General features: G+C 66.8%; 22 protein-coding genes. 16 read left to right on the top strand and 6 right to left on the bottom strand.

All coding sequences use genetic code 11. The features are described from left to right. Positions 1-48 precede the first annotated feature (48 nt). The 16 genes from AC5RTT_RS07490 to AC5RTT_RS07415 all read left to right on the top strand — a co-directional run bounded on the left by AC5RTT_RS07490 (position 49) and on the right by AC5RTT_RS07415 (position 12,216). A complete protein-coding gene (locus AC5RTT_RS07490) occupies positions 49-924 on the top strand; it encodes a VOC family protein (protein WP_494144659.1) in 876 nt (291 codons plus the stop codon). A gap of 85 nt (positions 925-1,009) precedes the next feature. Next, positions 1,010-1,450 carry a hypothetical protein gene (locus AC5RTT_RS07485; protein WP_494008547.1) on the top strand — a complete coding sequence of 147 codons (441 nt, stop codon included), beginning with the start codon at positions 1,010-1,012 and terminating at the stop codon, positions 1,448-1,450. Between the two features lie 230 nt (positions 1,451-1,680). Beyond that, positions 1,681-2,103: a 30S ribosomal protein S16 gene (gene rpsP, locus AC5RTT_RS07480; protein WP_009359301.1), complete on the top strand. Its 423-nt coding sequence runs from the start codon at positions 1,681-1,683 to the stop codon at positions 2,101-2,103. Between the two features lies 1 nt (position 2,104). Next, positions 2,105-2,347, top strand: coding sequence for an RNA-binding protein (locus tag AC5RTT_RS07475; RefSeq protein WP_494050678.1), 243 nt, complete (start codon positions 2,105-2,107; stop codon positions 2,345-2,347). A 103-nt stretch (positions 2,348-2,450) separates the two neighbouring features. Then, positions 2,451-2,999, top strand: coding sequence for a ribosome maturation factor RimM (gene rimM / locus AC5RTT_RS07470; RefSeq protein WP_494144658.1), 549 nt, complete (start codon positions 2,451-2,453; stop codon positions 2,997-2,999). After that, complete coding sequence (gene trmD / locus AC5RTT_RS07465; protein WP_494144657.1) at positions 3,000-3,812, top strand: tRNA (guanosine(37)-N1)-methyltransferase TrmD; 813 nt, start codon at positions 3,000-3,002, stop codon at positions 3,810-3,812. A 254-nt stretch (positions 3,813-4,066) separates the two neighbouring features. After that, complete coding sequence (gene rplS, locus AC5RTT_RS07460) at positions 4,067-4,426, top strand: 50S ribosomal protein L19 (RefSeq protein WP_133346430.1); 360 nt, start codon at positions 4,067-4,069, stop codon at positions 4,424-4,426. Between the two features lie 86 nt (positions 4,427-4,512). Further along, positions 4,513-5,190, top strand: coding sequence for a signal peptidase I (gene lepB, locus AC5RTT_RS07455; RefSeq protein WP_494144656.1), 678 nt, complete (start codon positions 4,513-4,515; stop codon positions 5,188-5,190). Then, positions 5,191-6,018 carry a signal peptidase I gene (gene lepB, locus AC5RTT_RS07450; protein WP_494144655.1) on the top strand — a complete coding sequence of 276 codons (828 nt, stop codon included), beginning with the start codon at positions 5,191-5,193 and terminating at the stop codon, positions 6,016-6,018. Positions 6,019-6,109: 91 nt separating this feature from the next. Then, positions 6,110-6,883 (top strand): ribonuclease HII, encoded by a 774-nt coding sequence (gene rnhB / locus AC5RTT_RS07445; protein ID WP_494144677.1) that lies wholly within the window; start codon positions 6,110-6,112, stop codon positions 6,881-6,883. A 51-nt stretch (positions 6,884-6,934) separates the two neighbouring features. Then, positions 6,935-7,261 (top strand): DUF2469 domain-containing protein, encoded by a 327-nt coding sequence (locus tag AC5RTT_RS07440; protein WP_009359307.1) that lies wholly within the window; start codon positions 6,935-6,937, stop codon positions 7,259-7,261. Positions 7,262-7,373: 112 nt separating this feature from the next. After that, positions 7,374-7,730, top strand: a complete 357-nt coding sequence (locus AC5RTT_RS07435; RefSeq protein WP_494008540.1) for a YraN family protein — start codon at positions 7,374-7,376, stop codon at positions 7,728-7,730. Next, complete coding sequence (locus AC5RTT_RS07430; protein WP_494144654.1) at positions 7,730-9,274, top strand: YifB family Mg chelatase-like AAA ATPase; 1,545 nt, start codon at positions 7,730-7,732, stop codon at positions 9,272-9,274. Before AC5RTT_RS07435 ends, AC5RTT_RS07430 begins: the two co-directional genes overlap by 1 nt. Further along, complete coding sequence (gene dprA / locus AC5RTT_RS07425; protein ID WP_494144653.1) at positions 9,271-10,470, top strand: DNA-processing protein DprA; 1,200 nt, start codon at positions 9,271-9,273, stop codon at positions 10,468-10,470. The genes AC5RTT_RS07430 and dprA overlap by 4 nt, the downstream gene beginning before the upstream one ends. Positions 10,471-10,553: 83 nt before the next feature. Further along, positions 10,554-11,480 (top strand): tyrosine recombinase XerC, encoded by a 927-nt coding sequence (locus AC5RTT_RS07420; RefSeq protein ID WP_494144652.1) that lies wholly within the window; start codon positions 10,554-10,556, stop codon positions 11,478-11,480. 232 nt (positions 11,481-11,712) lie between these two features. Beyond that, positions 11,713-12,216, top strand: a complete 504-nt coding sequence (locus AC5RTT_RS07415) for a DUF3145 domain-containing protein (RefSeq protein WP_009359312.1) — start codon at positions 11,713-11,715, stop codon at positions 12,214-12,216. 114 nt (positions 12,217-12,330) lie between these two features. Here AC5RTT_RS07415 and fabF read toward each other — a convergent pair whose 3' ends face one another. The 6 genes from fabF to AC5RTT_RS07385 form a co-directional block, all read right to left on the bottom strand. Then, the gene (gene fabF, locus AC5RTT_RS07410) at positions 12,331-13,566 is read right to left on the bottom strand and encodes a beta-ketoacyl-ACP synthase II (RefSeq protein WP_494050671.1); all 1,236 of its coding nucleotides are present in this window, start codon (positions 13,564-13,566) and stop codon (positions 12,331-12,333) included. Between the two features lie 154 nt (positions 13,567-13,720). Beyond that, a complete protein-coding gene (locus AC5RTT_RS07405) occupies positions 13,721-13,966 on the bottom strand; it encodes an acyl carrier protein (RefSeq protein ID WP_426996092.1) in 246 nt (81 codons plus the stop codon). 79 nt (positions 13,967-14,045) lie between these two features. Further along, positions 14,046-15,107: a beta-ketoacyl-ACP synthase III gene (locus tag AC5RTT_RS07400; protein WP_494144651.1), complete on the bottom strand. Its 1,062-nt coding sequence runs from the start codon at positions 15,105-15,107 to the stop codon at positions 14,046-14,048. Then, positions 15,104-16,033: an ACP S-malonyltransferase gene (locus tag AC5RTT_RS07395; protein ID WP_494144650.1), complete on the bottom strand. Its 930-nt coding sequence runs from the start codon at positions 16,031-16,033 to the stop codon at positions 15,104-15,106. Before AC5RTT_RS07395 ends, AC5RTT_RS07400 begins: the two co-directional genes overlap by 4 nt. Before the next feature lie 88 nt (positions 16,034-16,121). Beyond that, positions 16,122-17,366 carry a PucR family transcriptional regulator gene (locus AC5RTT_RS07390; protein ID WP_494050668.1) on the bottom strand — a complete coding sequence of 415 codons (1,245 nt, stop codon included), beginning with the start codon at positions 17,364-17,366 and terminating at the stop codon, positions 16,122-16,124. Between the two features lie 160 nt (positions 17,367-17,526). Continuing rightward, the coding region (locus tag AC5RTT_RS07385) for a transketolase-like TK C-terminal-containing protein (protein ID WP_494144649.1) at positions 17,527-18,299 on the bottom strand (773 nt) is incomplete at its 5' end.

Genomic DNA, 18,299 nt, shown 5'->3' with positions numbered 1-18,299 from the left:
TGTGACGGGCCGTTCCCCCCGTTCGGCCCCCAGCACAGGGAGCACTCAATGACCGCAGAAGCCACCAGCCAGGATCTTCTTCCCGCTGACCTCACCATGGGCACCGTGATGCTCAAGGTCGGTGACATGAAGGTCATGACCGACTACTACCAGCGCGCCCTCGGCCTCGACGTCGTCGCCGAGCAGGACGGCGGCCTCTACCTCGGCCGCCGCCAGAAGCCGCTTGTCCACCTGGCACCCGCTCCCGGACTGAACCTTCCGGGCAGGGGGGAGGCCGGCCTCTTCCATACCGCGCTGTTGTTCGGGGACCAGGCCTCCCTTGCTGCAACCATCGCCACCGCCGCCCGCTTCGACCCGCATTCGTTCACCGGCAGCGCCGACCACCTCGTCAGCGAAGCCTTCTATTTCAATGACCCGGAAGGCAACGGCATTGAGCTGTACTGGGACCGGCCGCGCAGCAACTGGTCCTGGAACGGGACGGACGTGGTGATGGACAGCCTGGCACTGCCGCCGCAGCGCTACCTCGAGCAGCACCTCACGGAGGAAGCCCTGGAAGCGCAGCACTCCACCGCGGCCGGCGTGGGCCACGTCCACCTCCAGGTGGGCGACGTGCAGTCCGCCCGCGACTTCTACGTTGGCATCCTCGGCTTCGAGAAGACCGCTGGGTGGCACGGGCAGGCCCTCTTTGTTTCTGCAGGCCGGTACCACCACCACATGGCCATGAACGTTTGGAACAGCCGCGGCGCCGGGCCCCGGAAGGACACGCTGGGCCTGGGTGAAGTGCTCATTGAAGTACCCACCGGTGACGACGTCGGCGCGCTGGCTGACCGCCTGAAAGTCGCCGGGGTTCCGTCCCGCCACACCGGGGCCGAGCTGCGGTTCGAGGACCCGTGGCGCAACAACATCCGGGTGGCAGTACGCTGACGCCGGCGCCCCCGTACTAGGCTGAAACCGAAAGGCCGGTGCGGGTGACCGCCCCGTCCGCCGCATTCGACGGAAGGTTACCCCAATGGGCTTCACCGAGATCTTTGTCGCCACCCATGATGCAGCGCTCAAGCGCGCCGGTCTCCTGGACGAAGGCGGGGGAGCGCCCGCCGGCCAGGGGGTCCGCATCCCGGACATCACGGACTACGAGGTGGAACAGCTCGGGGATTTGGCCGGTACGGCCGTGCACGCCGGGGGAGCCGACTACGAGTTGACCATGGTCGACGTCACCAGCGATTCCCTTCTTGCCGTGCCCCCGGCCATGGTCCGGGCGCTGGCCGACCTGCTGACCTACGAAACCGAAGGCGAAGGCAACGTCCTGGACGACGTCGCCGAGCAGTGGGCGGCACAGGAGGACATGCCGTTCGGCGCTGACCAGGCCCGTGCGTATGTCCAGCAGCTGGCCGAACTTGCCGGCGGCGTCGATGATTCAGAACGGACGGGACTGTACGTCTGGTCCGCGTAACCGTTGGCGCAGCCTGTCCTGGGGCGTCCTTCCTGCAACCCCCTTCCGCGGCCCGCGCCGCGCCAAGTCGAAATCGCGGCGCTCATCTGGCACAATAAACAGGTACTCGATCTGCGTGGCCCCTCTCTCCGCGTCCGGATCCTGTCCTTCGAACCCGCAAGTACGGCCCGCCCCACGGGTGCAGAAAACCGGGCTCACCCCCTTTTTCTGAAACAGGAGTGACCACAAAAGTGGCCGTAAAGATTCGCCTTAAGCGCCTCGGCAAGATGCGCGCCCCGTACTACCGCATCGTCGTCGCGGACTCACGCACCAAGCGTGACGGCCGCGCCATCGAGGAAATCGGCAAGTACCACCCCACCGAAGAGCCCTCGTACATCGAGGTCAACTCCGAGCGTGCGCAGTACTGGCTGTCCGTCGGCGCCCAGCCGTCCGAGCAGGTTGCCGCGATCCTGAAGATCACCGGTGACTGGCAGAAGTTCAAGGGCCTGCCGGGCCAGGAAGGCACCCTCAAGACCAAGTCTGAGAAGGAAGCCTTCGTTGCCCCGGAAAAGGGTTCCGTGATCATCCCGGAAGCCATCACCAAGAAGGCATCCAAGTCTGACGCCGCCGAGGCCCCCGCCGAAGCCGAAGCAGAGACCACCGAGGCTGAGTAAATTGCTGGCAGACGCGCTGGAGCACCTGGTCCGCGGGATCGTTGATTCCCCGGACGACGTCAAGGTCAGCTCGAAGAACAACCGCCGCGGGGACACCCTCGAGGTGCGTGTTCATCAGGACGATCTCGGACGGGTGATCGGCCGCCAGGGCCGCACGGCACGCGCACTGCGCACCGTCGTCGCGGCACTGGCCGGCGGCGAACAGGTAAGGGTCGACGTCGTCGACACCGACCGCCGCCGCTGAGCGCACGGCAACACCAGCTCTTGCTCCGGCCCCTCCACCTGCAGGTGGAGGGGCCGGAGTCTTTTCCAGAACATCCGCTTTATCGACCCGAACAGAGGAACACATGCAGCTTCAGGTGGCCCGCATCGGCAAGCCCCACGGCATCCGCGGGGAAGTCACGGTCCAGGTCCTGACAGACGCTCCTGAGGACCGCTTTGTCCCCGGCACCGAATTCGTGGTTGAGCCGGCGTCCTCCGGCCCGCTGACGGTGACCAGCGCACGCTGGAACAAGGACATTCTCCTCCTGGCATTCGAAGAGGTGGCCGACCGTAACCAGGCAGAGACGCTGCGCGGTGCCAAGCTCTTCATTGAAACTGCGGACCTGGACGAGGACGACGACGAAGGCTGGTACGAGCATGAACTCGTGGGCCTCGAAGCCCGCGTGGGAGACCAGGTGGTGGGCAAAGTCGCCGCCCTGAACACCGCTCCCGCCCAGGACCTGCTGATGGTCGCCACCCCGGAAGGCGGGGAAATCCTGGTCCCGTTCGTGGAACAGATCGTCCCGGAAGTGAACATTGCGGAGGGATACATCCTGCTCACCCCGCCGGACGGCCTCTTCGAACTGAATTCGGACGACGCCGCCGCCTCACCCGGTGAGGAAGGCAAGGCGTAGATGCGGATCGACGTCGTCACCATTTTCCCGGAGTACCTGGCACCGCTGGAACTCTCGCTGATCGGAAAGGCCCGGCAGGACGGCCTGCTGGATCTTCGGGTCCATGACCTGCGAACTTTCACCACCGACAGGCACCGGACTGTGGATGACACCCCCTACGGCGGCGGCGCCGGCATGGTGATGAAGCCCGAGCCCTGGGCGCAGGCCCTTGCGTCCATCGCCGGAGACCGTCCGGAAGGGGCCGACAAGCCGGTCCTGATCGTCCCGTCGCCGGCGGGGGAGCGGTTCACCCAGGCGCTTGCCTACGAACTGGCCGAAGAAGATCACCTGGCCTTCGCGTGCGGGCGGTACGAGGGGATCGACGAACGCGTCATTGACTGGTCCCGTGAGCACTTCGATGTCCGGCCCGTCAGCCTTGGAGACTATGTCCTGAACGGCGGGGAGGTGGCTGTCCTGGCGATGGTCGAGGCCATCGGCAGGCTGCTTCCCGGCGTCGTGGGCAACCCCGAATCGCTGGTGGAGGAGTCCCATTCGGACGGCCTGCTGGAGTACCCCGTCTACACCAAGCCCTCCGTCTGGCGGGAGCGTGAAGTGCCTCCGGTGCTGCTGAGCGGCAACCACGGCAGGATTGCCCAGTGGCGGCGGCACGAACAGTTTCGCCGGACGGCCCAGCGCCGCCCGGACCTCCTCGAAGGGTTCGACGCCGGCAAGCTGCCGCGTGCCGACCGCACCGAACTGCAGGACCTTGGGTACGACGTCGTCGACGGGAAGCTGGTCCGCCGCGCGGGGGCGGCGGACGAAGCACGCGACTGACGGTGCCGCACCGTCTGTCGGACCAGGGTGCGGATTGGCTGTAACGGCGCTGCTGTGGCAAAATTAGTCCTTGTGTCTGCTGGGCCAGCGCCTGCCACAGGGGGAGCGAAGCCAACAGCCTGACAACCGGCCCCGTCAACAATTGGGGTGGCCGGACTACCTAACTTTCGGCAGCATTTCCGGCGCTATCTGCGCCAGGCTCTGCTGCCGTGACCCAAAGTGAATGACCTGTGGCGTTCACCAGGAGTGCAATCATGCATATTCTCGATTCTGTAGATGCAGCTTCGCTGCGCACCGATGTTCCCGAATTCCGCGCGGGAGACACCCTCAAGGTTCACGTGAACATCATCGAAGGCAAGAACTCCCGCGTCCAGGTATTCCAGGGCTTCGTCCTGGGCCGCCAGGGTGACGGCGTCCGCGAAACCTTCACGGTCCGCAAGGTCTCCTTCGGTGTCGGCGTTGAGCGTACCTTCCCGGTACACTCCCCGATCATCGAAAAGATCGAGGTTGTCACCAAGGGCGACGTCCGCCGCGCCAAGCTTTACTACATGCGTGCACTGCGCGGTAAGGCTGCAAAGATCAAGGAAAAGCGCGACTTCAGCGCCGCCAAGTAAGTCCTTTTTCGGACATACGCAGGCTGGGCCGCAGCCGTATCCGGCCAGCGCCGGAGCCAATCAGCACCAGCGCCAGGATACGGACCATGGACCAGACAAAACGCCAGCCCACAAAAATGGGCTGGCGTTTTGTGTTCCTGGCACTGCTCCTTGCCGTTGCCGTCAGCGGCGTGGTGCGGTCACTCTGGATCGACGTCTACTTCATCCCGTCTGAATCCATGGAGCCCCTGCTGGAAGGCGGCGACCGGATCCTGGTGTCCCGTACTGACTTCAAGGCAGAACCCATCCGCCGGGGCGACGTCGTGGTGTTCGACGGCAGGGGTACGTTCGCGCCGCTCAGCAGCGGCAGGGGCCCAGTCATGGATGCCGCAGCCGGCGTCACCCAGTGGCTTGGCCTTGCCGGCAGCGACACCACCTACGTCAAACGCGTCATCGGGCTCCCCGGCGACACCGTGGTCTGCTGTGACGCGGCAGGAAAAATCACGGTGAACGGCGAAGCGCTGGACGAGCCCTACGTTTTCAGCGGCGACGCCCCCAGCACGCAGAAGTTCACCGCGGTGATCCCCGAGGGGCGGCTGTGGCTGATGGGAGACCACCGCTCGCTGTCCGCCGATTCCCGGAGCCTGCTGGGTGCCCCCGGTGGCGGCATGGTGCCGATGGAACGCGTTATCGGGCGCCCGGTCCAGATCATCTGGCCCCTTGATAGATTTGCTCCAGTACCCCGCCCGTACGCGGCGGAACCAATAACAGAGAACGGACAGTAGATGCCCGAGAACCACGCGCGGACACCGGAACCGCGCCCCGACGGCGCCTCTGACACCTCGGCAGGCCAGGGCGCCGCCGGGGCCGTTCCCGGTGGGGAGACGCCGGCTCCGGCAACGGCGGAAAGCCGGTCCGCTGCAAAGGCAGCCGCAAAACCTGCCGGCAGCCCGGTGTTCGCGTGGCTGAAGGAGGTCGCCACGGTGGTGGTGATCGCCGTCGTGCTGTCCTTCCTCATCAAGACCTTCCTTTTCCGGGCTTTTTTCATCCCGTCCGAGTCCATGGTGAACACGCTGGATATCGACGACCGCATCTTCGTCAACCTCCTGGTGCCGGAACCTTTCTCGCTCAGCCGCGGAGACATTGTGGTCTTCCGCGACACCAAGGGCTGGCTCCCACCGGTTGAGGAGAAGGCACAAGGGCCATTCACCTGGGTGCAGGACGGGCTGACGTTCGTTGGGCTGCTGCCGGACGGTTCCGAGCAGCACCTCGTCAAAAGGGTCATCGGCCTGCCCGGCGACCACGTGGTCTGCTGCGACGCCGGCGGTAAACTGACCATTAACGGCACTGCCGTGGACGAGCCCTACGTCAACCCGGCCGAGGTCCCGCAGGTCAGTAACTTCGACGTGGTGGTTCCCGAAGGAAAGGTGTGGGTGATGGGTGACAACCGGAACCATTCCGCCGATTCGAGGGCGCATATGGATTCCGACGGCGGATTCATCGACCTTGACGATCTCGAGGGCAAGGCGGCCGTCATCGCGTGGCCGCTGAACCGGATAACCAGCCTGGACAACTATCCGGACGTGTTCCGGAATGTCCCGGCCGCACCCTGACATGTCCCCGGCAGCAGTCAAGGCGGGCGCGGCAAAGGCCGCTCCAGCCGGCAGCCGTTCCGGCTCCACGAAAGTGTCCGCCGGCCGTGCCATGGCACCCACGCTACGGCACGAGCGGACCTTCAAGGCCCAGGGGGTACGTTTCCTTGCGGGAATGGACGAGGTGGGCCGCGGGGCGCTGGCCGGGCCGGTCAGCGTTGGCATCGCCGTCGTCGACCTGGAACGCCAACGCAGCCTTGCAGGGGTGCGGGACAGCAAGCTCCTGCCGCCGGCGGAACGGGAACGCCTCGATCCCCTGGTCCGCCGCTGGAGCGTAGCCTCAGCGGTGGGCCATGCCAGCGCCCGGGAAATCGATGAGTTCGGCATCATGGCCGCGCTGCGCCTGGCGGGAACCCGGGCCTGGAACGCCGTCCTCGCGGCGGGGATCACGCCCGACCTCGTGCTTTTGGACGGCAACCACAACTGGCTTTCCCCGGCGGAGCAGCCGTCCTTCTTTGAGCCTGTTGCCCTTGAAGCTGGCTGCCAGGCCCCGGTGCACACCAAAATCAAGGCCGACATGCAATGCCTGAGTGTCGCGGCGGCGAGCGTTATCGCCAAGGTGGAACGGGACAGGGCCATGCGGGAACTGCACGCCGAGTATCCGGACTTTGGCTGGGACATCAACAAGGGTTACGCCACGGCGCTGCACCGTGACAAGCTGCGCGCTGCCGGCCCAAGCCCCTACCACCGCGTGAGCTGGAACCTGCTCGGCGGGGAGCGCCGGGACGGGGAAGCCGCGGACGGTGAAGTGACTGACGAGGGATTTGCCATCGATGAACTCTCATGCGACGAACTGTCCGGCCCGCAGGGAACCGCCGCGGGCTGATCCCGGCTCGGCCCGGGCGCCGCAACGGCGGACATGGTGCAAGATGGAAGCATGAGTGCTGAGGATCTTGAAAACTACGAAACCGACATGGAGCTCCAGCTCTACCGTGAATACCGCGACGTCGTCGGACTGTTCAGCTATGTAGTCGAGACCGAACGGCGCTTCTACCTGGCCAACCACGTGGATCTGCAAGCCCGCAGCGCAGACGGTGAGGTCTACTTCGACCTGACACTGCAGGACGCCTGGGTGTGGGACGTGTACCGCTCCGCCCGGTTCGTCAAGAGCGTCCGGGTCCTCACCTTCAAGGACGTCAACGTCGAAGAACTTCCGCGCAATGAAGAGTTGGCCATGCCGAAGGACGTGGACCTGGGCAACTAGCTCTCGGGCCGCCGCGCCACTTTCCCTTCACAGCCCGCCGTATGCACATACGGCGGGCTGTGCTGTCCGCCACTGCTTCCGCAGCCCCAGGCTGGTTAACGGAGGTAGAAACATGAGATCGAAAGACCTGCTGGGCCGGCGCGGCGAGGAACTCGCGGCCGGTTACCTGGAGTCGCTGGGCATGCTGGTGGTGGAACGCAACTGGCGCTGCCCCGAGGGTGAAATCGACATCGTTGCCCTGGACGGCGACGCCCTGGTGATCGCCGAAGTCAAAACTCGGCGTTCCCTTGACTACGGCCATCCGTTCGAAGCGGTGGGGCCGGAAAAGCTGGCCCGGCTGCACCGCCTCGGCTCGGCATGGTGCCGCGACCGGGAATTGCGGATGCCGCTGCGGCGGGTCGACGTGATTGCCGTCGTTGACGACGGCGGAGGGCAGCCCACGGTGGAACACCTCAAGGGGGTGGGGTGATGGCACTGGGCCGTACATATTCCATCGCACTGCTGGGCCTGAACGGGTACATGGTTGAGGTCGAGGCGGACATTGGACAGACCCTGCCGGCCTTCATCATCCTTGGGCTGCCCGATGCTTCACTCAACGAAGCACGGGAGCGGATCAGGTCCGCGGCCAGGAACTCCGGAATCCCGCTCAGCCGCAGGAAGATCACTGCCAACCTGATTCCGGCGTCGCTGCCCAAGCGCGGTTCCGGCTTCGACCTGGCCGTGACCATGGCCGTGCTCCGCGCCGCCAGCGACATCCGGCCCACTGGCCGGACGGTCTTCATTGCAGAGCTGGGACTCGACGGCCGGCTCCGGCCGGTCCGCGGGATCCTTCCTGCGGTCATGGCCTCGGTAAAGGCAGGATTCCCTGACATCGTGGTGGCGCAGGCGAACCTCGCCGAGGCCGCCCTGGTTCCGGGGGCACATGTGCGGGGCTACCGCACCCTTGCCCGGCTGGCACTGGACTTCGGGGCAGATCCCCAGGAACTCGCCCTCGACTTCGAACCCGAGGACCATGACGGTGGCAATCACCCCTGCGCCACGGCCGGGCCCTGCCCTGACATGGCTGACGTGTCCGGACAGGGCGACGCCCGCCGTGCCCTGGAGGTAGCAGCCGCCGGTGCCCACCACCTGCTGCTGACCGGGCCGCCCGGCGCCGGTAAGACGATGCTGGCCGAACGGCTGCCCGGCCTGCTGCCGGACCTTGGCGACCATGAGTCCATGGAGGTCACCGCCATCCACTCCCTCTGCGGACTTCCCTCCTCCACGGTCCAGCTGCTTCGGCGGCCGCCCTTCGAAAGCCCCCACCATTCAGCAACGGCTGCCGCCATCATCGGCGGAGGTTCCGGGCTGCCACGGCCCGGGGCAGCTTCCCGGGCGCACCGCGGAGTGCTCTTTCTGGACGAGGCACCCGAATACGAGCGGCGGGTCCTGGACGCGCTGCGTCAGCCGCTGGAAAGCGGCGAACTGGTCATCCACAGATCGGCTGGGACCGCGGCTTATCCGGCGCGCTTCCAGCTGGTACTCGCAGCCAATCCCTGCCCCTGTGGCAAGGCCTCCGGTAAGGGGCTCGAGTGCACCTGCACACCCATGATGCGCCGCCGGTACCTGGCCAGGATGTCCGGGCCGCTGCTCGACCGGGTGGACATCCAGCTGCAGGTCGAACGCGTATCGCTTGCCGAGTTCGGGCAGTCCGGGGCCGAGGAGGACTCGGCAGCCGTAGCCGGACGCGTGCGGGATGCCCGCTTCCGCCAGTCGGAGCGGCTGCAGCCCTTCGGGCTGGAGACCAACTCCCAGGTGCCGGGCCGCATCCTGCGCGGTGAACTGCGGCTGGCCCCGGCGGCAACCCGGATCCTGGACCATTCCCTGGAGCGGGGCATCCTGACCGCACGTGGCTATGACCGCGTGTTGCGCCTGGCCTGGACGCTCGCGGATCTGGGCCACCGGGACAAGCCGGATACCGACGACGTCGGACAGGCGCTCGGTTTGCGGCAGGCCGCGGCGGTGACGGCATGATGGAAGCAGCGCTGGATAGGGACCGCCTGGCCCGCGCCGCACTGTCACGGTTGATGGAGCCACAGGACGCCGCCGGGCTTGCGCTCGTCCAGGTGGCGGGAGCCGTGGATGCCCTTGGCATCGCTACCGGCGAATTAAAGGCAGGGCCGGAACTGGAACGCGAAATTACGGCGCTCCTTGCGGACAGCGGAGCCGCCAGCAGCTGGGCCGGCATGGCGGCTGCGCTCAAGCGGTGGCAGCCGAGGATCCCGGACCTGGCTCCGGAGCGGGACCTCGCAACCATGGCCCGCCTGGGCGGACGGCTCATCATCCCGTCCGACGAGCTATGGCCGGGCCAGTTGGCAGACCTCGGGATCCAGGAGCCGCTCTGCCTCTGGTGGCGCGGCCAGGAGCAGCCCCTGCCAGCGGTGGACACCAGCGTCGCACTGGTAGGGTCCCGGGACAGCACCAGCTACGGGGCCTCGGTGACGGGGGACTTCGCCTACTCGCTGGCCCAGCGCGGATTTACCGTGGTGTCCGGCGGTGCCTACGGGATCGACGCCCATGCACACCGGGCAGCGCTCGCCGGTGGAACCGGTGCTGTTCCCACCATCGCGGTCATGGCAGGAGGCGTGGACAGGTTCTATCCGTCCGGCAATGAGGACCTTCTGAGGGCTGTCTGCAACCAGGGTGCTGTCCTCGCGGAGGTGCCGCCGGGGTCAGCCCCCACGCGCTACCGGTTCCTGCAGCGCAACCGGCTGATTGCGGCACTGTCCGCCGTCACCGTCGTCGTTGAGGCGCGCTGGCGCTCCGGAGCGCTGAACACCGCCCATCACGCCGAAACCCTCGGCCGTGCGGTCGGTGCTGTACCCGGATCGGTGCACAGCGCGAATTCCGCAGGATGCCACCGCCTGCTGCGGGACGGGGGAGCAGTTTGCGTTACCGACGCGGCAGAAGTTGCCGAACTGGCATCCCCGAGCGGCAGTGCATTGCCCGAACAGCGGCAGGGAAGTGCCCAGGTCCAGGACGGGCTGACCCTTGAGGACCTGATCCTGCTCGATGCGCTGCCGCTGCGCTCCACCACCTCGGTCGAAAAGCTCTCGGCCGTGGCGGGGCTGGGGCAGGAATCGGTGCGTGCAGGCCTGGGCCGGCTCGGACTGCTCGGCCTGGCCGTCTCCGAACGGGGCGGCTGGAAGAGAGGCAAGGCCTCCGTCTGATGCGCGGCCCTGATGGAGACAAAGTGGTGGCCGATACCGTGTCAGCCCGCAGGTGAGGCTCCAGGAACTGAGACAGTAAGGGAGTGGAAAATGAGGAACTGCCACCGGGACTCAGCGACGCCCTGGACGCGTTCGCCGGCTACCTGTCCGGAGAGCGTGCGGTGTCGGCCCACACGCGGCGCGCCTACCTGGGCGACATCCGCAGCCTCCTGGCGCATGCCGCATCCGAAGGCGCCTCCGTGCTTGGGGATCTCGAACTGGGCATGCTCCGCCGCTGGCTGGGTGTCCAGAGCCAGTCCGGTGCCGCCCGCGCAACCCTGGCCCGGCGGTCGGCCACGGTAAGGTCTTTCACCGCGTGGGCCTTGCGCGAAGAACGGATCGCCGCGGATCCTGCCCTGCGGCTGAAGGCGCCCAAGCGGGAACGGTCCCTGCCCGGTGTCCTGCAGAGTTCGCAGCTGACCCGGCTACTGGGCCAGCTGGAGCAAAGTGCGGCCGACGGCGCGCCCCTGGCCGTCCGCAACCGCGCCATCGTGGAACTCCTTTACGCCACCGGCGTGCGGGTGGGGGAACTTGCCGGGCTGGACATCGATGACCTGGACCCGGACCGGCGCACACTGCGGGTGCTGGGCAAAGGCAACAAGGAGCGGACCGTTCCCTACGGCGTTCCCGCCGCGATGGCGGTGGATGACTGGCTGCGCCGTGGACGGCCCCTGCTTGCCCGGGAGAGCAGCGGCCCCGCCCTGTTCCTGGGCGCCCGCGGCGGCAGGGTGGACCAGCGGCAGGTGCGGGAGCTGGTCAACCGGCTCCTGGAGGCGCTGGGGGATACCTCGGCTTCGGGACCCCACGCCCTGCGCCACTCCGCCGCAACCCACCTGCTGGACGGCGGCGCCGACCTGCGGGCGGTGCAGGAGATCTTGGGCCACAGCAGCCTGGCCACGACGCAAATCTACACACACGTTTCGGTGGACCGGCTGCGCAAAAGCTACCAGCAGGCCCACCCGCGGGCCTGAGTTCCGGAAAGCTAATCGCACTGGCGTAATTCCGCAGGGTACGGCACAATAAGAGTCACGTCCGGCAACTTTCAAGTACCGCTTGAAGCCCTTGGGCTGAAGGCGGTGCGGCAAGTCCGGACACAGCATTCATATCTGAATAACCAGGCAGGAAGTCCCGCAGGCAGGGCACAGCGGTTCCATCCAGGCAGAGGTCGTTGGGGAAGACGTACCTAGAGCTATGGAGGATGGAATGTCTGTTGCAATGACCCGCGGTGTGCTTTTCGTTCACTCGGCCCCTACGGCCCTGTGCCCTCATGTTGAGTGGGCTATCGGTTCCGTCGTTGACAAGCGCACGGACCTTGAGTGGACCCCTCAGCCTGCCGCGCCCGGAATGTTCCGTGCCGAGCTGTCCTGGACCGGGACGCCCGGCACCGGGGCTAAGTTGGCGTCCTCACTGCGCGGCTGGGCGCACCTCCGTTTCGAAGTGACGGAGGAGCCGAGCCAGGGAGTGGATGGCGGGCGGTGGTCGCATACGCCTGAGCTGGGGATTTTCCACGCCGTGACGGACGTGCACGGCAACATCATGGTGTCCGAGGACCGCATCCGCTACGCCTACGAGTCCGGAGCCGGGGACCCCGCTGCCGTCTACCATGAACTCTCCCTTGCCCTCGGTGAAGCCTGGGACGAGGAACTCGAACCCTTCCGGCACGCCGCGGAAGGCGCTCCCGTGCGCTGGCTCCACCAGGTGGGCTGACCGCCGTCGTACCCCATTCCGGTTTCCCGGACCCGAATACCACTCCATAGCAAAAGAGGAGGCCCCGCCAACCGGCGGGGCCTCCTCGTGTTCCGGGCAGGACCCGGAGTGGTGTCAGACGCTGCGGACGGCAACGACGGCGTTGTGGCCGCCGAAACCGAATGAGTTGCTGAGCGCCACGATATTCCCGGCAGGCAGCTCACGCGCGGAGGTCACAACGTCGAGCGGGATCTCCGGGTCCTGGTTCTCGAGGTTGATGGTCACCGGCGCCTTGCGGTCGTAAACCGCCAGGACGGTGAGGACGGCTTCAACGGCACCGGAAGCGCCCAACAGGTGGCCCATCTGCGACTTCGTGGCGGAGACCGCCACGTTGTCCACGTGGTTGCCCAGTGCGGCGCGCAGGGCGGTGTACTCAGGCTTGTCACCAACGGGGGTGGAGGTGGCGTGGGCGTTGACGTGGACCACGTCCTCCGGCTGGATCCGGCCGTCGAACATCGCGGCCTTGAGTGCGCGGGTGGCACCCAGGCCCTCGGGGTCCGGGGCGGTGATGTGGTAGGCATCGGCGGTGACGGAGGTGCCGGCGAGTTCGCCGTAGATCCGTGCGCCGCGGGCCAGGGCGTGCTCCTCGGCTTCAAGGACCAGGGCGCCTGCGCCCTCGCCCATGACGAAGCCGTCACGGGCGGTGTCGTAGGGCCGTGACGCGCGCTCGGGCTCGTCGTTGCGCCGGGACAGCGCCTGCATGGAGGCGAACGCGGCCAGGGGCATCGGGTGGATGGCTGCCTCGGCGCCGCCGCACATTACCACGTCCGCCTTGCCGGAGCGGATCAGGTCCAGGCCGAGGTGCATGGCTTCGGTGCCGGAGGCGCAGGCGGACACCGGTGTGTGGGCGCCGGCCCGGGCACCGAGGTCCAGGCTGACGGCTGCTGCAACACCGTTGGGCATCAGCATGGGAACGGTCATGGGAAGGACCCGGCGGGGGCCCTTTTCCTTCAGGGTGTCCCAGGCGTCCAGCAGCGTCCATACGCCGCCGATGCCGGTGGCAAAGGCGACAGCCAGGCGGTCCTTGTCGAATTCGGTGATGCCGGAGTCTGCCCACGCCTCGCGGGCGGCGATGACGCCGAACTGGGTGGAGGGGTCCATCCGCTTGGCTTCGACGCGGCTGAGCACGTCAACGGCCGGCGTGCTGCAGCGTGCAGCAAAATGGACGGGAAGCTCGTACTTGGCAACCCAGTCATCCTCCAGGGTGCGGGCACCGGAGACCCCCTTGAGCGCGTTGCTCCACATGGTGGGAACGTCGCCGCCGATGGGCGTGGTGGCGCCCAGACCGGTAATGACTACTTTGCGTGTCATGGGATCACTCTTTCCTCGGTGGGAATCCGTCTCCGTGTCCGGAGGGTCCCGCGTGTTGATGGCCGGCTCAGGCCGGGTGGAGAAAATGCAGCAGGGCTGCCGGTCCGGTCATCCGGACCGGCAGCCCTGCCAAGCCAGACGGCGAAGCCCTGGACTAGGCCTGGGCTCCGGCGATGAAGCTGACAGCGTCGCCAACGGTCTTGAGGTTCTTGACCTCTTCGTCCGGGATGCGCACGCCGAACTTCTCTTCGGCGTTCACCACGATGGTCATCATCGAGATGGAGTCGATGTCCAGGTCCTCGGTGAAGGACTTGTCCAGCTCCACAGCCTCAGTGGCCAGGCCGGTTTCCTCGTTGACGATTTCAGCCAGGCCGGCCAGGATCTCTTCGTTGCTAGCCATTGATGGCTCCTTTTCTTGTATTGCCGGCAGGGGCTGCCGGAAATGGTTCAGGCCGCGGGTGCGGCCCCTTGGGACGTTCCTAGGGAAGGACAACTACCTGTGCGCCGAAGACCAGCCCGGCGCCGAAGCCGATCTGCAGGGCCAGCCCGCCGCTGAGCTCCGGGTTTTCCTGCAGCAGCCGGTGCGTTGCCAGCGGGATGGATGCAGCGGACGTGTTGCCGGCATCGGCAATGTCCCGTGCCACTGTAACCGTCTCCGGCAGCTTCAGCTTCTTCACCATCTCATCGATGATGCGCATGTTGGCCTGGTGCGGGATGAAGGCCACCAGGTCTTCGGCCTCGACGCCTGCGGCTTCAAGGGCCTGCTGCGCCACCTTGGCCATTTCCCAGACGGCCCAGCGGAAGACGGTCTGGCCGTCCTGGCGCAGCGTGGGGTACAGTTCCTGGGCTTCCTCAAGGAGGGCCAGGTCACCGGTGGAATCTGACTGGCGGGCTGCCATGCCCAGGTCCCGGACATCCAGCATGGAGCGCGTCATACCGATGGCGTCCCACTTGCTGCCGTCCGAGCCCCAGACCGAGGGCGCGATGCCCGGGGTTTCGGAGGGGCCGATGACGACGGCGCCTGCACCGTCGCCGAGCAGGAAGGAGATGGTGCGTTCACGGTTGTCGATGACGTCGGAGAGCTTCTCCGCGCCGACCACCAGGACGTACTTGGCCGTTCCGGACCGCACCAGGGCGTCACCCTGGGCAATGCCGTAGCAGTAGCCGGCGCATGCCGCGGAAATATCGAAGGCCGGTGCCGGCGTGGCTCCCAGGCGGTCAGCCAGGCTGGCTGCGGCGGAAGGAGTGGCGTAGGGGTGGGTCACCGTTGAAACGATGACGGCGCCGAGATCCGAAGCCTGGATGCCTGCCTTCTCCATCGCCTCACGGGCAGCACCCTCGGCCATGTCAATGACGCTCACATCCGCCTTGGCGCGGTGGCGCGTGACGATTCCCGTCCGCTGGCGGATCCACTCGTCAGATGAGTCAATCCACTGGCACACGTTCTCATTGGTCACGATGACGTCCGGCCGGTAGGCGCCCAGGCCGAGGATGCGGGTGTGCTCCTGGAGGGGAGCCTGCTTCAGCGTGGGAACACTCATGCGTTGCCCTCCAGTTCTGCAAAAAGGGCCAGGGCGGCAGAGAGGTCATCGGGGGTCTTGACCGCGACGGTCTTGACTCCGGGCATGCCGCGCTTTGCCAGGCCTGCAAGGGTGCCGGCGGGAGCCAGTTCGATAACTCCCGTCACGCCGCGCTGGACGAGGGTCTCCATGCACAGGTCCCAGCGCACCGGGCGTGAAACCTGCGCGATAAGGCTTTCGACGGCGGCGGGGCCGTCGGTAACTTCACCGCCGTCGTAGTTGGACAGCAGGGGAACGGCCGGCGCCTGCGGCTTCAGCTGCGGCTCAAGGGCCTTCAGGGTGCTGACCGCAGGGGACATGTGGCTGGTGTGGAAGGCGCCCGCAACCTTGAGCGGAATGACCCGTGCCTTGGCGGGCGGGTTGTCCGCGAGGGCTTTCAGCTGCTCGAAAGTTCCGGCCGCCACGGTCTGGCCCGCGCCGTTGACGTTGGCGGGAGTGGCGCCGGACGCCTCGATGGCGGCCAGGACCTCTGCAGGGTCACCGCCCACCACGGCGCTCATGCCGGTGGGGGTGGCGGAGGCTGCGGCCGCCATGCTGTTGGCCCGTTCGCGGACGAACGTCATGGCTTCCTGCTCGGTCAGGACGCCGGCCAGGGCGGAGGCAGTGATTTCACCGACCGAGTGGCCGGCCAGGATGACGGGCAGCGAGTTGAGTTCGACGTCGAAGAGGGAGGCCGCAGCCACGAGGCCGGCGGCAACGATCAGGGGCTGCGCCACGGCAGTGTCCTTGATGGTTTCCTCGTCGGAGGTGGTTCCGTGAGCGATCAGGTCGATACCGGCGATGTCGCTCAGGGAGGCCAGTTGGCCTGCCACCGGGGGCAGTTCCAGCCAGGGGGCCAGAAAACCCGGGGTTTGTGAGCCCTGTCCAGGGCAGACTATTGCAAGCACGTAACCAGCTTTCCAAATTACTTCGTGATCCAGCGGTGTTTGTCCGCACCAAGCTCACGGGGTCAGGTTGTAGGAAGTCTACAACGGTTCAGGACTGGGTCCGTGACGGCTGACGTTCCGTGGCGGCTTTGGGAGGGGCCGAAAGGCGGCCCACCACCAGGGCTGCCTGCAGGACAAAAGCTTCCCGCGGAAGGAGCGGATCCCAGCCCGTGACGTCACAAACGCGCTTGAGCCTGTACCTGACCGTGTTGGCATGGACAAAGAGTTCCCGGGCCGTGGCTTCCAGCGAATGGCCCAGTTCCAGGTAAGTGCCAAGGGTTTCCACCAGGCCGTTGGATGCCGCCAGCAGGGGCCGGTAAATGTTCTTGACCAGGGAGCGGCGTGCAGCGTCGTCACCGGAGATGACGCGCTCGGGTAGCAGATCGTCTGCGGCCACGGGCCGCGGGGCGGAAGGCCATGCCTTCGCGGCGGTCAGGCCGGCAAAAGCGGACTGCGCTGAGCCGCTGGCCTCAAGCAGCGATCCCGCCTCGGGACCGTACACAACCGGGCCGGGGGCGAACATGTCGCTGAGTTTGACGTAGGCGGTCTCCCGGTCCTGGACGCCCCCCAGGATCAGGATAAGCCGGTCGCCCTGGATGCCTACCAGCGCATCCTCGGCATACCGTCCGGCCATGCGCCGCAGCTCGCTGACGTAGCTGGCGCTCGGCTCAGAGGGGGAATTGCCCACCATGACCGTGAAGCGTTCCTGCGCTTTCCAGCCCAGCGCAGCGATCCTCGACCGCAGCGCGTCGGTGTTCTCGCCCCGCAGGATGGCATCCACGATCAGGGCTTCAAGCCGGGTGTCCCACGAGCCGCGGGACTCGGCGGCGCGGGCGTAGACGTCCGCGGCGGCAAACGCCACCTCCCGCGAATAGCGCAGCACGGCTTCGCGAAGGGACGGCTGGTCAGCTTCCGGCGCGATGACGGGAACCTGGTCCTCCACCACCTCCACCACGATCCTGATCAGCTGCAGCGCTTTCTGCAGGCTGATGGAGCGCGTCAGCTCCGTGGGAGCGGTGCCGAAAACGTCCGTGAGAATCCACGACGGCGAGCTCGGCCGCTCGTACCAGGTGACGAATGCCGCTATGCCGTTTTGGGCCACCATCCCCAGCGCCGACCGTTCGTCCGAGCTCAGCCGGCTGTACCAGGGCAGCGACTTTTCCAGCTCGCGCATGGTGGTGGTGGACAGCTGCCCCACATTGGCACGCAGCTTCTTGAGGGTTTCCGACTTCTCCGGAGTGACCGCCGGCTGGGCCGGTTTGCGCTTCGCGGACGGGGTGGCAGGTGCTGGCATGCTTTGAGCATACGGGCAGCCGGGGGCAACCTCCATTTGTGAGAAGGCTACAATTCGGTTTGTCATGCATCACACGTTCGGCGGCCCCCCGCGCAACGGACGACGGCGGCCCCCGCCTTTCGGTGGGAGCCGCCGTCGCTGCTGCTGGCGGGGGGAGAGGTTACGCCTCGCCTCCGGTGTTGCCGGTGGTTCCGGCATTCACGTTGTGCAGGCGGTACTTCTCGATGGCCTTGACCGGAGCCTGGGCATCCACTTCGCCGCGGCGCGCCAGCATCTCAAGGGCGCGCACCACGATGGAGTGGGTGTCGTTCTTGAAGAAGCGGCGGGCTGCGGCGCGGGTGTCCGAGAAGCCGAAGCCGTCGGCGCCCAGGGTGGCGTACTCATTCGGAATGAACTGCCGGATCTGGTCCGGGACGGCCTTCATGTAGTCCGAGACTGCGACGACAGGGCCGGTTGCACCCTCAAGCTGCCGGGTGACGAACGGGACCCGGGCGGGCTGTTCGGGGTTGAGGAAGGCTTCCTCTTCGGCGGCGAGGCCGTCGCGGCGGAGTTCGTTCCAGGAGGTGACGGACCAGACGTCGGCGGAGACGGACCAGTCCTCGGCGAGGATCCGCTGGGCTTCGAGGGCCCAGGGGACGGAGACGCCGGAGGCCAGGAGCTGGGTCCGGGGGCCGTCGATCTTGGCGGGGGCGAGCAGGTAGATGCCCTTGATGACGCCCTCGACGTCCAGTTCCTCGGGTTCGGCGGGCTGGACGATGGGCTCGTTGTACACGGTGAGGTAGTACATGAGGTTCTTGTCCGTGCTGTCCGGGCCGTACATCCGTTCGAGGCCGTCCCGGATGATGTGGCCCATTTCGTAGCCGTAGGCGGGGTCGTAGGTGACTACTGCGGGGTTGGTGGAGGCGAGCAGGGGGGAGTGGCCGTCGGCGTGCT

It is taken from the genome of Arthrobacter sp. Y3221157 (assembly GCF_059089865.1).
Note: the sequence above shows the minus strand (reverse complement) of the source record. Positions and strands in the feature narration are given on the sequence as shown.

Excerpts from the sequence above, each read along its gene's own strand:
- AC5RTT_RS07490 (WP_494144659.1), top strand. The coding sequence starts at position 49 with ATGACCGCAGAAGCCACCAGCCAGGATCTTCTTCCCGCTGACCTCACC.
- AC5RTT_RS07485 (WP_494008547.1), top strand. The coding sequence starts at position 1,010 with ATGGGCTTCACCGAGATCTTTGTCGCCACCCATGATGCAGCGCTCAAG.
- rimM (WP_494144658.1), top strand. The coding sequence starts at position 2,451 with ATGCAGCTTCAGGTGGCCCGCATCGGCAAGCCCCACGGCATCCGCGGG.
- trmD (WP_494144657.1), top strand. The coding sequence starts at position 3,000 with ATGCGGATCGACGTCGTCACCATTTTCCCGGAGTACCTGGCACCGCTG.
- rplS (WP_133346430.1), top strand. The coding sequence starts at position 4,067 with ATGCATATTCTCGATTCTGTAGATGCAGCTTCGCTGCGCACCGATGTT.
- lepB (WP_494144656.1), top strand. The coding sequence starts at position 4,513 with ATGGACCAGACAAAACGCCAGCCCACAAAAATGGGCTGGCGTTTTGTG.
- lepB (WP_494144655.1), top strand. The coding sequence starts at position 5,191 with ATGCCCGAGAACCACGCGCGGACACCGGAACCGCGCCCCGACGGCGCC.
- rnhB (WP_494144677.1), top strand. The coding sequence starts at position 6,110 with ATGGCACCCACGCTACGGCACGAGCGGACCTTCAAGGCCCAGGGGGTA.
- AC5RTT_RS07440 (WP_009359307.1), top strand. The coding sequence starts at position 6,935 with ATGAGTGCTGAGGATCTTGAAAACTACGAAACCGACATGGAGCTCCAG.
- AC5RTT_RS07435 (WP_494008540.1), top strand. The coding sequence starts at position 7,374 with ATGAGATCGAAAGACCTGCTGGGCCGGCGCGGCGAGGAACTCGCGGCC.
- AC5RTT_RS07430 (WP_494144654.1), top strand. The coding sequence starts at position 7,730 with ATGGCACTGGGCCGTACATATTCCATCGCACTGCTGGGCCTGAACGGG.
- dprA (WP_494144653.1), top strand. The coding sequence starts at position 9,271 with ATGATGGAAGCAGCGCTGGATAGGGACCGCCTGGCCCGCGCCGCACTG.
- AC5RTT_RS07415 (WP_009359312.1), top strand. The coding sequence starts at position 11,713 with ATGTCTGTTGCAATGACCCGCGGTGTGCTTTTCGTTCACTCGGCCCCT.
- fabF (WP_494050671.1), bottom strand. The coding sequence starts at position 13,566 with ATGACACGCAAAGTAGTCATTACCGGTCTGGGCGCCACCACGCCCATC.
- AC5RTT_RS07405 (WP_426996092.1), bottom strand. The coding sequence starts at position 13,966 with ATGGCTAGCAACGAAGAGATCCTGGCCGGCCTGGCTGAAATCGTCAAC.
- AC5RTT_RS07400 (WP_494144651.1), bottom strand. The coding sequence starts at position 15,107 with ATGAGTGTTCCCACGCTGAAGCAGGCTCCCCTCCAGGAGCACACCCGC.
- AC5RTT_RS07390 (WP_494050668.1), bottom strand. The coding sequence starts at position 17,366 with ATGCCAGCACCTGCCACCCCGTCCGCGAAGCGCAAACCGGCCCAGCCG.